The following is a 13,234-nucleotide window of genomic DNA, read 5'->3' on the forward strand; positions in this document are numbered from 1 at the left end:
AAAGATTAGACCAGTGTGTCTTTATCAAATGGTTGGTTACTTCTTTTAATAGCACCTGTAGGACAAGAACGGTAGGCAGATTTGAAAGCTTCGATGTCTTGGCTTTTAATCGGCAGTGTGCCTGTATTCTTATCTGAAAATACATAAGCTAGTCCATCTTCTGTGTATTTAAATATATTTTTGGCTCGTAGCTCACAGAGTCCACAGGCGATACATTCTGGACATTCTACATAAGTATAAAGCGATTGATGTGAATTGGAAGGGGATTGTGTCATGAGTGAATCAGGCTCCTTGTTGGAATTTTCTATATGGGAATCTAGTCATCAAGTCTTGAATTTAAGGACTTCAAGTCTATTCCATCTCTTAAAAGGGAAGCGAACGACCTCAGTCTTATTTTTTGCACTGAAACACCATCTAGAAAAATATTTTGCTTGCCTACCTGAGCTAGAGAAAGATAAGTTTGAAAATATCATATCACAAATGACTTCTTTGGGCTATCTTGACGTCAAAGAGGGGAAACTGTATGCAAAGAAACAGCCAGCTCTAACAGAGGACTTATCTATTTTTTCTTATAAGTACTTGAATGGGCTCTCTTTAATGAACAATGAGTCTTTAGCTCTGATCAAGGAAGCAACGATTTTACTAGTTCAAATTGTAAGCCAGACATCCTTCCAAGAAAAGAAATTTAGTCCTACGACTAACAATAGCTGGGTTCAACAATTGTGCAAATCATGGTTAGCAAGTAGGCGTAAAAAAGATAAGGTGACGTTTGAACAGCTATGCAGAGAAATTGCTAAAGAATTATGGGGTTTTCTAGATGAAGAAGAGCCAGTATTTAATGTTCTTTTTTTAAGTTATTTTACCGGATTTCAAGTTGCTCCCGCTACTAGAGAACAACGAATGTTGATGCTGAATGAACAGGGGATGCAAGATGAAAACTATATTGATAGAATTTCTTGGGTCTATTTCATTCAAGAAATGATTGATCAAAAAGACATCTATCCTCTTTTTTTCTCTTTTTTAACCTTTCTTATTCAAAGACAGGGTCTAAGTTCTAGAAGTAGTCAGGAGAGCTATTTAGCCTTTTTACATGGTAGTCCAATCTCAAGAATTGCCAAATCTAGGTATTTGAAAGAGAGTACGGTTAACGATCATCTTATTGAGCTTGCATTAATCTATCCAGCAACAGTCGCTAGACGAATCTTATTTCTTGGTCAACCAGCTGAAAATAACAAACTTATACAAGCAGGCTTAGATATTATCAGTCGAGAACCGAATACGTCATTTGATGACTTTGAAAAAGATTTACCTCTTGATTCACTTCGATTACCTAATTTTTTAGTCTATCGTTTAAGTCAAATTATTTGTATTAAAGAAGAGAGGGAGAGGGTCTCTTGTTAGATGTAGAATTTTTACAAAAAAGATTTGGTTTTTCTTCTTTTCGCAACGATCAAGATATAATTCTAGAAAACTTATTTATGTCCAGAAATTCCTTAGCCATTTTACCGACTGGCGGTGGGAAATCTTTGATCTACCTTTATTTTGGAGAGTATAGCCATAAGAGAGTGGTTATTGTTTCGCCTTTGCTGTCTTTAATGCAGGACCAAATCCATCAATTGCAAAAGCTTGGTATTCGTAATGCCATAGCTATTAATTCCCAGCTGACCTTAAGAGAAAAGGATTTTATATTTTCTAACCTTGAAAAATACCAATACTTATTTTTTTCTCCTGAGATGCTCTATCAAGACAAAGTCATCCAACAATTAAAGAGATTGGAGATTGGCTTATTTGTTATAGACGAGGCACATTGTATTTCTCAATGGGGCTATGACTTTAGACCAGAATATTCTAAATTAGGAATTGTTCGAAAAAATCTCAACAATCCTTTAAGCTTGGCCTTAACTGCTACCGCAAAAAAGGAAGTAGTTATTGATATTTGTCATTCTTTAAACTTGTCGCTTGAGGAAATGTTTATTCATCAATCTCCTAGACAAGATAGTCAGCAATATATAGAATTAATTTCTTGTAAGCAGGAGGACAAGCCAGGTGCTTTATTGGAATTGATTAAAAAAGTTTCTTTTCCAAGTGTCATCTTTTTTCCAAGTATTCGACTACTAGAAGAAACCAAATTATTCTTACAAGAAAAGGGCTATCAAGTTGACTCCTACCACTCTAAACGTAACACTAGTGATAGGCAGGCTATTCAACAGCAATTTTTACTTGATGAGATTGATATTATTTGTGCTACTAGTGCATTTGGTATGGGCATTAATAAAGATAACATTAGGAGCATTATTCATTACCGCTTGCCATCAAACTTAGAAGATTATGTACAACAAATTGGCAGGGCTGGACGAGATGGAGAAAAGAGCCAGGCCATCAGTTTGGTTGATTCAGAAGATGTAGTAACGATGAGACAGATGTTATCTTATGAGTTTAATCCTGAAAGATTAGGGCAACTCTATCAGTCTGGTAAAAAATCTTGGGATCAGGATAGTTCTCTTAGCTCCACACAGAAAGTTTTATTGAACTTGGCAGCAGAGAAAAATTTACCACATCAAGAAGCCAACCAATTCTTCGAACGGCACTACCAAAATAAAATCAACCAAATTGGTTTTGTTGAAACTTTTGCTTTCGAAAATAGCTGTTACCATGGACAAATAGAAAAATACTTTTCAACGATATCTATAGGTGTGGCTAGGCCATGTCAATCTTGTAGCATCTGTTTGAGTCGTCATATACTAGAAGAGCCAGATTTAATTCGCACAGAATGTTCAAAAAATAAGGATTTGAAAGATAATCTTTTTGACTGGAAAGAAAAGTTTAAACGATTAATTAATTTTTCAGATTTTGCATAGTTTTTTTTATTAAATGTGCTACAATAGTAGGGACATAATGATAAAGACATAATCTTGAAATACTTTAGCAATAATCATGCCTTCAAGTATAAATGAAGTAGGTTCGCTAAAGCTTAAGATTCTCTTGTAGGAGGAAATAATATGAGCGATAAATTTGACGATAACAACCAAAATGATACTAACCAAAATGATACTAATAGCGACCAACCTTGGTCTCACAAATTTGGAGAAGATGAAAATTATAACAACAGACAATTTTCAAGAACAGCAAGGAATACTAAAGGGCAATCCGTTACTCCTTTAACTAGAGTTCTTTTAGTAGTATTCTTATCGATTGTTATTTTTCCAATTATTTTCTTTACTTGGTTTTGGACTAGCGCTAATACAACTCCAACACCAAAAACAGCAGAGCAAGTCATGAGTTCAAAAGCTTCTTCTGAAATTGACTCATCTTCTGTTGCTTCAAGTAGTGCATCAAGTTCTGAAACTACATCCATTTCTATTCGTGAATCAAGTGCGAGTAGTGCAGTGGTTTCAAGTAGTAGTGTCGTGGAATCTTCAAGTGTAGTTGAGTCTTCTTCTGTAGCGCCACCAGTGGAAAGTTCTTCAACCCCAAGTGGCAATTACACAACCTATACTGTAAAAGCGAATGATAACTTGTATCGTATTGCCATCAATCATGGCATGGATTTAGAAACGTTAAAACAAATTAACGGACTAACGTCAGATGAGATTTTTGTAGGTATGGAATTAAAAGTAAGTCAATAATGGACTAATCCCAACTAGAATAAACAATATATGCAAAACTTTTATGACTTTCTCGTTTAGAAAGCCATTTGGACCTTTTGTATATATTGTTTTTTTATGAGACTGAATGATTTAAAGAACTAAAAATACTTTGAGGTGAATTATGCAAATTGCAATTGATGGACCATCTTCTTCAGGAAAAAGCACTATAGCCAAACGATTAGCTCAGAAATACCATTTTACATATCTAGATACAGGGGCAATGTATCGAGTGATTACTTTATATGCCTTGGAACATAAGATTGATATTAATGATCAAGAAAGTCTTTCCCTAGCTTTAGAAAATATCAAGATTAGTTTTCAAACAGGATCTAAGGGACAATCTGTCTTCTTAAATGACAAAGATGTTACCAATAAGATTCGCAACAACGAAGTAACCAACGCTGTTTCAGCTGTTTCAGCTCACAAATATATTCGTCAAGAAATGGTTAGGCGACAAAGAGAGATTGCTGAACAGGAGTCAATTATTATGGATGGTAGAGATATTGGTACAGTAGTTTTACCAAATGCCGATATCAAAATCTTTTTAATCGCTTCTGCAGAAGTTAGAGCGAAAAGACGTTACAAGGAAAATCTTGATAAGCATATTGAAAGTAGTTATGAACAAATTTTGGAAGACTTAAAACGTCGTGATTACTTAGATTCTACGAGGACAGAATCTCCATTGAAAAAAGCAGATGATGCTATAGAATTGGATTCCAGTTATTTAACGATTGAAGAAGTGGTAGATAAAATTTCTAATCTTATTGAAGAGGTGATGGAGTGAAAAAATATCAACTACCATTTGTAGTGGTTTTTTCTGTTGTTTGCATACTATCTTTATTTTTAATTATTAAACAAACTTTTGCTGGAACAGATAGCCAGTCGTCAAGTCAAAGTTCTACTTCGATTGTGGAAAGTTCGAGTCAAAAAGAGGTCGAAAAATCCACTAGTCAAGACTTAAGGCAAGTATCCATTTTTGCTGTGGGGGACAACTTGTTGCACTCACCCATTATCCACTACGCTGATTCTTTAGATGGTCAAATGGATAAGCAGTTCAACTTTGTTCCTATTTATGAGTTGGTTAAACCTTATGTAGATAAGGTTGATTTAGCTTATTACAATCAGGAAACCATTCTTGGCGGAGATGATAGGGAATTTACCAACTATCCTATCTTTAATTCACCTAGTCAAGTAGCTATTGACTTCCAACAAATAGGTTTTAATCTAGTCAATATTGCTAACAATCATACTTTAGATCAAGGACCTAGCGGAGTAGAGCATGCCGTTTCAGTCTACCAAAAACTCCCAGATACCTTGGCAACAGGGGCATTTATTAGTCAAGAAAGCCGAGATACCATTCCTATTATCGAAAGAAATAATGTAAAAATTGCCTTTTTAGCCTATACAGAACCGACTAATGGCTGGATATCAGATACAGATTATCGACTAAATACTTTTGATAAAGAAATCATGACTAGAGACATCACTTTAGCGAAAGAACAGGCTGACATTGTGATTGTTTCGGCGCATTGGGGTGACGAAAATATCTTTATCCCTAATGAGATTCAGAAAGAATTTGCTCAACTCTTTGCTGATTTAAAGGTAGATTTAGTCATTGGCTCTCACCCTCATGTGATTCAACCGATTGAATGGGTTGAGGGTAGCTCAGGCAATAAAACCTTGGTGATTTATTCGTTGGGAAACTTTATCAGTCATATGATCGAAACGTATAATTTATTGGATTATGGCTTTTCCGCAAACTTTGTTGAAACCTCTTCGGGTGAGTGGACTATTGAAGACGCCAAGGCCATCCCATTTGTGACGCACTATCAAATTGAAGGTAGTGGTGATTTAGGAAATCAATATAGTTATAAAGTTTACCCATTAGCTGATTATCCTGATGATTTGGCAGCTAGACACCGAATTCATGACCATGGAGAAGCTTTTTCCAAAGATTTAATGTATGAAAAATTTAAAGAAGTTGTACCAGAAGAATTTCAATAATAGGTTTCTGCCTTGAATTGTTTGAAATAGTAGAATTATCAAGGATTTAATGATATTATTTAGATAGTAATGTAGTAGATGCTTGAACGTCTTCATTGTTTGGCCATTCTACTATTTAATAAATGAGATAGTGGCTCAAATAGGAGGAAAGCAAATGTCAGATGTTGAAGCAAAAAACGAAGTAGTAGAACAAGATAATCTATCTACAGTAGAAACAATGCAAGATGCATTGAATATTGTTAGGGATGTTCAAATTGGGGACCTTGTTCAAGGTGAAGTCTTATCTCTACAAGATAAACAAGTTATTGTTGGAATTGTTGGCGGTGGTGTTGAAGGAGTTATTCCTTTCAATGAACTATCTGCAACACCTTTTGAGAACATTACGGATATCTTAAATATTGGAGATGTCGTTGAGTTAGTTGTTATCAAACAAATTAAAGACAAAGAGAATGGAAGCTTTTTACTTTCTAAACGTCGTATAGATGCCAAGAAAGTTTGGGATGAAATTCAAGTGAAATTTGATAACAAAGAAATTATTGAAGCACCTGTAACAGATGTTGTTCGTGGTGGGTTAGTGGTTGATGCTGGGATTCGTGGTTTTGTGCCTGCATCTATGGTGGAAGACCATTTTGTAGAAGATTTTTCATCTTACAAAGGCAAAACACTCAAATTCAAGATTGTGGATATTGAACCTAGTGAAAATCGCTTAATTCTTTCACACAAAGAAATCGTTGCCGAAGAAAAAGCTGCTAAAAGACAAGAAATCTTAGAAGAGTTAGTTGCTGGGGACACAGTTACTGGTACAGTTGCTCGTTTAACGAACTTCGGAGCATTTATCGATTTAGGTGGTGTTGATGGATTAGTTCATATTTCACAAATCTCTCATAACCATGTTGCAAAAGCTAGTGATGTTCTAACTGTCGGAGAAACAGTCACTGTTAAAATCCTTTCTGTAGATAAAGAAAATGAAAAAATTTCTCTATCTATCAAAGATACCTTGCCTGGACCTTGGGATAATATTGAGGAACGCGCAGCAATTGGTTCTGTTTTAGAAGGAATTGTTAAACGCTTGACTAGTTTTGGTGCCTTTGTTGAATTGTATCCAGGTGTTGAAGGACTGGTTCATATTTCACAAATCGCTCATAAACATATCGCAACTCCACATGAAGTTTTACAAGAAGGACAAACTGTTTCTGTAAAAGTCTTAGATGTGCAACCAAGTGAACAACGTATTTCTTTAAGTATTAAAGCCCTTGAAGAAAAACCTGAAGCACCAGTGGTTGAAGTTGAAGAAGAGTATATTCCTAATACCGACTCTGATGAAGGTACTTTTTCATTAGCGGATCGTTTAGGAGATCAATTGTCAGATTTTGTAACGGACGACCAAGAATAAAACAACAACAATAATGATGGATTAGCGGTCTGGAACGATTGTTCCAGACCGTTTTATCTGAAAGAATGTAAGGAGGTTTTAAGATGACGAATCCTGTCATAGCCATCGTTGGAAGACCAAACGTTGGTAAATCAACAATTTTTAATCGTATTGTCGGTGAGCGAATCTCTATAGTAGAAGATGTTGCCGGAGTAACTCGGGACCGTATCTACTCAGACGGAGAATGGCTTGGACACAAATTTCATGTGATTGATACTGGGGGAATTGATGTAACTGATGAACCCTTTATGTCAAATATCAAAATGCAGGCAGAAATTGCTATGGAAGAAGCTGATGTGATTATTTTTCTGACTAGTGTTAGAGAAGGTGTCACGACAACGGATGAGCATATTGCTAAACTATTGTACCGCACCAAAAAACCTGTTTTGTTAGCTGTAAATAAAGTGGATAATCCTGAAATGAGAAGTGATATTTTTGACTTTTATGCTTTAGGATTTGGAGAACCATTTCCAATTTCGGGAAGCCATGGACTAGGCCTAGGAGATTTGCTTGATGAAGCAGTTAAAGTCTTTCCTAAAGAAGATGAAAATGCAAAAGAAGAAGATATTATTCGTTTTTCGTTTATCGGGCGACCGAATGTTGGTAAGTCATCCCTGGTCAATGCTATGTTAGGTGAGGAACGGGTTATTGTGTCTGATATTGCTGGTACTACTCGAGATGCCATTGATACAGAATTTGTGGACCAAGAAGGCAATATCTACCAAATGATTGATACTGCTGGTATCCGTAAAAAAGGACGTGTTTTTGAATCTACAGAAAAATATAGTGTTTTGCGTGCCATGAGAGCCATTGAACGTTCAGATATTGTTTGTGTGGTGCTAAATGCTGAGGAAGGTATTCAAGAACAAGATAAAAAAATTGCAGGGTACGCCCATGAAGCTGGAAAAGGGGTTATTATTCTAGTAAATAAATGGGATACCTTAGAGAAAGATAACTCTACTTTCAAAGACTTTGAGGAAGACATTCGTGCAGAATTTCAATATTTAGCCTATGCACCAATCTTGTTTGTTTCCGCTAAAACTAAGCAACGCTTAAATAAAATCCCAGAATTATTGAAAGAGATTCATGAAGTGCGTTCAAAACGTATCTCATCTTCTATTTTGAACGATGTCCTAATGGATGCCATAGCCATGAATCCAACGCCAACGGACAAAGGGCAACGCTTAAAAATCTATTACATGACTCAAGTAGCTATACAACCACCAACCTTTGTTGTTTTTGTAAATGATGTAGAATTGATGCATTTTTCATACCAACGATTTTTAGAAAATCGAATTCGAGCTTCTTTTGGATTTATGGGAACGCCTATTCACATGATTATAAGAAAGAGAAAATAAGGATATATCAACATTTTCACGGCTAAATCGTTGAAAGTATTTTCTTTGAATGGTATACTTTGTTAGAAATCACAGATGGTTGATTTCCAATATGAAGTTTTGGACCACTCAAGACGGAATGTTGTCATGACTTGTTTATTCAAGATCCATGAATTTTCTTTTTAGAAAATGGAGGTGAAACTAAATTGGCAAATAAAGCAGAATTAGTAGATCGTATTGCTAAGAAAACAGACTTCACTAAGAAAGACGTAACTGCTACTGTAGACGCGTTGTTCGAAGTAATTCAAGAAGCATTACAAGCTGGTGAAAAAGTACAAGTTATCGGTTTTGGTAACTTTGAAGTACGTGAACGCGCTGCTCGTAAAGGACGTAACCCTCAATCAGGTGAAGAAATCCAAATCGAAGCAAGCAAAGTTCCTGCATTCAAACCAGGTAAAGCTTTAAAAGATGCAGTTAAAAAATAATTTTAATGATCTTTTGGACTTTAATTCCTAATCTAATTAGGAATTAAAGTCTTTTTTTGATTTGTTAGACGGGGCAAAGAAAGTCCGTATTATAACAAAACAAAAGAGTTTCCGATAGCTGTATCAGAAATCGAAAAGGTGGCACCGCCGTGAGCCAAGGTCTCACGACTTAGCTGTCTACGTATCTGTAATCGACTAAAGTCGAAACAGCTACTGTGCGACAGCTATGCTATACACCTTTATTTCTGATACAGCTATCGGAAACTCTTTTGATTTTATGATAATAAAAACTTTTATCTAGCCAATTTTCTACGCTATGGAATTAAACAGGGGATTTTAGTTTATAAAATGTTGTTCAAATGCTATGATAGGGTAAGAAGTATGTGATGATGAAAGCTATTATTGAATGTTCTGGCCGACGAATGAATAGCAAAAATAGAAGGAGAAACGAATGAATACTATCACTGAACAAATTCAAGAATCCATGGAAGTCCAAGACATTGAAAAAGTGTATCAACTGTATCATAATTTTTTTGAAGAATTTGACGCTAGCAAGCAAATGGACCAATTAATTGATTTGGCTGATTATTCATATGAAATTGGGTTTTATGAAGAGTCTAGAAGAGCGTATACGTTATTAGCAAGTCTTGAGCCACAAGAATCCATGTGGACGATTCGTTTAGCTGAGTTGTTTATTAATGAGGGTGAATTCGATCAAGCCTTGTCTTTGTTGTTTGATATTCCTGATACTGATCCTAATTACCCAGCTGTATTAGTGGCTCAATCAGCTATATACTTACAACAGGGCTATGAAGATGTTGCAGAAAGAAAGCTACTACAAGCCAAGGAGCTAGCACCTGATGAACCCCAGGTCAATTTTTACTTAGGATTATTCCTCTTAGAAATGGGGCAAATTTCAAGAGCAATTACTTTTTTAAAAGATTATATTGCCTTAGAACAAGATAGCCCAGGACATAATGAAGCATTTCAACGGTTGATTCAAGCGTATTTGATAGAAGAAGATTACCAAGCCGTAGAAGAATTGATAGAGGATTTAAATCTTGACCAATTGTATCCAAATCTTTTGGTTGATTTGGCACAAGGCTATCTTCAACAAAAAAATTATGAGAAAGCTCTTGAAGTCTATAGTCATATGCTAATGCAAGAACCGGACTCCTTAGATGCACTTCATGGGTTAGCAATCATTGCTAATTTGCAAAGGAATTTTGAAAAATCTAATGAAACCATCGAAGAGATTATAAAATTAAGCCCGTTTTCAGCTTTAGCCTATGATATCCAATCAAAAAATTATTATGCTCTAGGCAATATTGAAGCAGCAATCCAAGCGGCGAAAAAAGCTATGGACATGGATCCTGAAAGTGTTGATACGGTTATTGAATATATTATGCTCTTGATGAAGTACGATGACTTTGAAACAGCATTAGCCACTATTGAGGTGACTTTACAAGCCAATATTTTTGATCCAATGTTACTGTACCTCCAAGCACAAGCCTATGAAGCAGTAGAGGACTATTCAGCAGCTTACGAGAGCTATCAAGAAGCTGAGGAGTATTTAAAAGACTCTATAGATTTTATCAAGAGTTATACGAAATTCCTGAGAGAAGAAGGGGAGATTCAAAAGGCTAAGGCCTTATTGGATCATGCGCTTATTTTAGAACCCTTGAATCAAGAAATATTAGACTTACGACAACAACTATTTGAAGAGGAGTAAGAAGGTGACCCTGTTACATGTTTAATCCAACACTTGAGGCCAAAAAGAAATTCATTGCTTGGTTTATTAAAAACTATCGTCTACAAAGAAGAGAGTCTTTGTGGATTTTGAACTATTTATTAAACCATGAACTACTATTGAAACAAATCCATTTTGTGGAACATGTGGAGAAAACTCCTCGAGGAATGCGATTTGACTTAACTGTTCCTGCCAGCGAATCGTTTGTCTATTTTAAAAACCAAGTTCAATTCGACAATCCTGAACAAGCTTTTCATGATATCCGATTAAATTGGAAAGAAGCGTGTTATTTAGAATTGCGTTTTGAACAATCCTATCAAACTCTAGTTTCTTTCGGGGTCATCGAAAGTAACCCCTATGACGACTTCTCACAGACACTGGTTGACATGGTGGATTCGGAGTTAGAGGACTTCCAAGACTATCTGGTCAAGGACCAACTGATTGGAAAAATTGATCAGGCTCTAGAAAAAGGAGACAAAGAGGCATTTATGTACTTTACTCAACAATTAAATGAAATGGAGAAAAAAATACATGATTGAATCATCAGCTCTTTTTATAGCAGCAAAACCAATTATCCAAAAAATTATTGACCACGGTTATGAAGCTTATTTTGTTGGTGGAGCGGTACGGGATTCGCTTTTGAACAAACCAGTATCTGATGTAGATATTGCTACTAGTGCGACGCCACTTGAGATAAAGGCCATTTTTACTAAAACGTTTGATGTTGGTATAGAGCATGGAACTGTTCTTGTCTATGAGCAAGGAGTGGGCTATGAGATTACCACTTTCCGAACAGAAAGTAATTATGAGGATTTTAGGCATCCTTCTTCTGTATCTTTTGTCCGATCTTTGGAAGAGGACTTAAAGAGACGAGACTTCACTATTAACGCTTTAGCACTAAGCATTGATGATAGGGTGATTGATTACTTTGGTGGCCAAGAAGATTTGGCTAGGCAGTTGTTAAGGTCTGTGGGATTAGCGCAAGAGCGTTTTTCAGAAGATGCTTTACGGATGTTTCGGGCTATTCGATTCGTGTCACAGTTGGACTTTGCGGTTGACCCAGAAACAATTGAGGCAATTCGCCTCTTAAAAGCCAACCTTTCTCATGTTGCTGTTGAACGTATTCAGGTAGAATGGGTTAAAACACTGGTGGGGCCTGCTCGAAATAGAGCCATAAAACTATTGGTAGATACTGGACTTTATGAGTATTGTCCAAAGCTTGCTGACCAAAAAGAAAATCTTTTGTCGTTTTCTGAAAATACATTTCCACAATTATCCACTTTCCAAGCGTGGGTTTTATTGTGTCATTATCTTGGTTTTCATTCGGAGAATGTAAGACCCTTTTTAAAGGCATGGAAATTATCCAATAAGGTGTTGGATGAAACCCAAGCAGGCTTAGGTTTGCTACATGAGCGATTTACAAGAAAATGGAACTTTTTCATGGCCTTTAGTCATCCATTGCACGTATCCTTAGAAGTCGAAGCACTTTTACCATCCTTGGGCTATCAAGATGAAAGTCAATTTCTAGAAAATGTCTATAAAGAACTACCTATTGAATCCTTGAAACAGCTGGCTTTTAACGGTAAGGACATTCAAGAGCTATTAAACTTAAAGAAGAGTGGTCCAATCATTGGCCAATCCTTAACCTATCTAAAAAATGCTGTTCTAAATCAAGAAGTTAAAAATACTAAGGAAGATTTACAAGACTATCTTTTATCAGCTGACTTTATCAAAAACTTGTATCATTAATCGATAGACTATGCATAAGTTGAGTCTCCAGACTTGAATAGTAACTAAAAAAGACTTTTTGCCTAGCACCATAGTACTTTGACTCCTTTTAGCCATTTAGACTTGATAATGAGACTACTTAGCTAAGAATAAAAGAAATGAATTGAAAGATAGTCTTGACAATGGTACAATTTTAGAAGAGGGTAAGCCCCTATACTGAAGAATATCAAGGAGAGTGTCCTATGAAAAAAGTAATGTCAGGTTTACGTTTCACATTTAGAAATGGAGAAACATGGACCATTAATCGCCGCTTGATTGGAGATTTGTGGATTAAACAAATCACAACTTCATTTGGTCGTATCAATGGTAGTGAGTTTCAAGAAATTCACCCATGTGATTCTTTAAGAATTGAAATCCTTCCAGAAGCAGACCACGTTATGTCTGAAGATATTAATCTAGGTGGATTAGAGCTTGGAATGTTTGAACGTGTTAAAAAATATAGCGATATCGAGTTAATGGATATTTTATATAAAGATAGTGAACATCCAAAATCAGATGTTATCGTAACAACAGACCGTGTTTACTTCCCTTACAATCCAATTGATGTAGATGGAAATGACAATGAATACCAATCATCAACCATTGATGAAGAAGGTCATTTGTTCATCGTTATCGATCCAAACAAAACCGTTAAGGATCTTTATCCTAAAGCATAAGAATAGAAACAAGAAAAGCAACCAATTGCAAAACTTGGTTGCTTTTTTCTTTTTCCGATCCATTAAAATTGGTAAGAAATAGATAGATTATAAATTATCGCTTTGACCTAGGGCATGATAATGATAAAATGAGTA

13 protein-coding genes are annotated in these 13,234 nt (G+C 35.7%); 12 read left to right on the plus strand and 1 reads right to left on the minus strand.

The window, feature by feature from the left end:
- Positions 1–5: 5 nt before the first annotated feature.
- A complete protein-coding gene (locus NPA36_RS04850) occupies positions 6–275 on the minus strand; it encodes a ferredoxin (RefSeq protein WP_256944981.1) in 270 nt (89 codons plus the stop codon).
- Here NPA36_RS04850 and NPA36_RS04855 point away from each other — a divergent pair.
- From NPA36_RS04855 to NPA36_RS04910, 12 genes are all read left to right on the plus strand, one after another.
- Positions 274–1,401: a hypothetical protein gene (locus NPA36_RS04855; RefSeq protein WP_256944982.1), complete on the plus strand. Its 1,128-nt coding sequence runs from the start codon at positions 274–276 to the stop codon at positions 1,399–1,401. The two genes, NPA36_RS04850 and NPA36_RS04855, sit on opposite strands and share 2 nt — an antisense overlap.
- The gene (locus tag NPA36_RS04860) at positions 1,395–2,858 is read left to right on the plus strand and encodes a RecQ family ATP-dependent DNA helicase (protein ID WP_256944983.1); all 1,464 of its coding nucleotides are present in this window, start codon (positions 1,395–1,397) and stop codon (positions 2,856–2,858) included. Before NPA36_RS04855 ends, NPA36_RS04860 begins: the two co-directional genes overlap by 7 nt.
- Positions 2,859–2,999: 141 nt before the next feature.
- Complete coding sequence (locus NPA36_RS04865) at positions 3,000–3,626, plus strand: LysM peptidoglycan-binding domain-containing protein (RefSeq protein WP_256944984.1); 627 nt, start codon at positions 3,000–3,002, stop codon at positions 3,624–3,626.
- A 142-nt stretch (positions 3,627–3,768) separates the two neighbouring features.
- On the plus strand, positions 3,769–4,431 hold the full coding sequence (cmk, locus tag NPA36_RS04870) for a (d)CMP kinase (protein WP_256944985.1): 663 nt from the start codon (positions 3,769–3,771) through the stop codon (positions 4,429–4,431).
- The gene (locus NPA36_RS04875; protein WP_256944986.1) at positions 4,428–5,651 is read left to right on the plus strand and encodes a CapA family protein; all 1,224 of its coding nucleotides are present in this window, start codon (positions 4,428–4,430) and stop codon (positions 5,649–5,651) included. The genes cmk and NPA36_RS04875 overlap by 4 nt, the downstream gene beginning before the upstream one ends.
- Before the next feature lie 154 nt (positions 5,652–5,805).
- Positions 5,806–7,044, plus strand: a complete 1,239-nt coding sequence (rpsA, locus tag NPA36_RS04880) for a 30S ribosomal protein S1 (RefSeq protein WP_256944987.1) — start codon at positions 5,806–5,808, stop codon at positions 7,042–7,044.
- 83 nt (positions 7,045–7,127) lie between these two features.
- Positions 7,128–8,441 carry a ribosome biogenesis GTPase Der gene (gene der, locus NPA36_RS04885; RefSeq protein ID WP_256944988.1) on the plus strand — a complete coding sequence of 438 codons (1,314 nt, stop codon included), beginning with the start codon at positions 7,128–7,130 and terminating at the stop codon, positions 8,439–8,441.
- Positions 8,442–8,626: 185 nt separating this feature from the next.
- A complete protein-coding gene (locus NPA36_RS04890; protein WP_256944989.1) occupies positions 8,627–8,905 on the plus strand; it encodes an HU family DNA-binding protein in 279 nt (92 codons plus the stop codon).
- 451 nt (positions 8,906–9,356) lie between these two features.
- A complete protein-coding gene (locus NPA36_RS04895; RefSeq protein WP_256944990.1) occupies positions 9,357–10,637 on the plus strand; it encodes a tetratricopeptide repeat protein in 1,281 nt (426 codons plus the stop codon).
- Positions 10,638–10,654: 17 nt separating this feature from the next.
- The gene (locus NPA36_RS04900) at positions 10,655–11,194 is read left to right on the plus strand and encodes a YpiB family protein (RefSeq protein ID WP_256944991.1); all 540 of its coding nucleotides are present in this window, start codon (positions 10,655–10,657) and stop codon (positions 11,192–11,194) included.
- Positions 11,187–12,404 carry a CCA tRNA nucleotidyltransferase gene (locus NPA36_RS04905; RefSeq protein WP_256944992.1) on the plus strand — a complete coding sequence of 406 codons (1,218 nt, stop codon included), beginning with the start codon at positions 11,187–11,189 and terminating at the stop codon, positions 12,402–12,404. The genes NPA36_RS04900 and NPA36_RS04905 overlap by 8 nt, the downstream gene beginning before the upstream one ends.
- A 221-nt stretch (positions 12,405–12,625) precedes the next feature.
- Positions 12,626–13,099, plus strand: coding sequence for a hypothetical protein (locus NPA36_RS04910; protein WP_256944993.1), 474 nt, complete (start codon positions 12,626–12,628; stop codon positions 13,097–13,099).
- Positions 13,100–13,234 lie beyond the last annotated feature (135 nt).

Origin of the sequence: Granulicatella seriolae, assembly GCF_024543085.1 — a bacterium.
Lineage (GTDB): Bacteria > Bacillota > Bacilli > Lactobacillales > Aerococcaceae > Granulicatella > Granulicatella seriolae.

Excerpts from the sequence above, each read along its gene's own strand:
- NPA36_RS04855 (WP_256944982.1), top strand. The coding sequence starts at position 274 with ATGAGTGAATCAGGCTCCTTGTTGGAATTTTCTATATGGGAATCTAGT.
- NPA36_RS04850 (WP_256944981.1), bottom strand. The coding sequence starts at position 275 with ATGACACAATCCCCTTCCAATTCACATCAATCGCTTTATACTTATGTA.
- NPA36_RS04865 (WP_256944984.1), top strand. The coding sequence starts at position 3,000 with ATGAGCGATAAATTTGACGATAACAACCAAAATGATACTAACCAAAAT.
- cmk (WP_256944985.1), top strand. The coding sequence starts at position 3,769 with ATGCAAATTGCAATTGATGGACCATCTTCTTCAGGAAAAAGCACTATA.
- rpsA (WP_256944987.1), top strand. The coding sequence starts at position 5,806 with ATGTCAGATGTTGAAGCAAAAAACGAAGTAGTAGAACAAGATAATCTA.
- der (WP_256944988.1), top strand. The coding sequence starts at position 7,128 with ATGACGAATCCTGTCATAGCCATCGTTGGAAGACCAAACGTTGGTAAA.
- NPA36_RS04895 (WP_256944990.1), top strand. The coding sequence starts at position 9,357 with ATGAATACTATCACTGAACAAATTCAAGAATCCATGGAAGTCCAAGAC.
- NPA36_RS04900 (WP_256944991.1), top strand. The coding sequence starts at position 10,655 with ATGTTTAATCCAACACTTGAGGCCAAAAAGAAATTCATTGCTTGGTTT.
- NPA36_RS04905 (WP_256944992.1), top strand. The coding sequence starts at position 11,187 with ATGATTGAATCATCAGCTCTTTTTATAGCAGCAAAACCAATTATCCAA.
- NPA36_RS04910 (WP_256944993.1), top strand. The coding sequence starts at position 12,626 with ATGAAAAAAGTAATGTCAGGTTTACGTTTCACATTTAGAAATGGAGAA.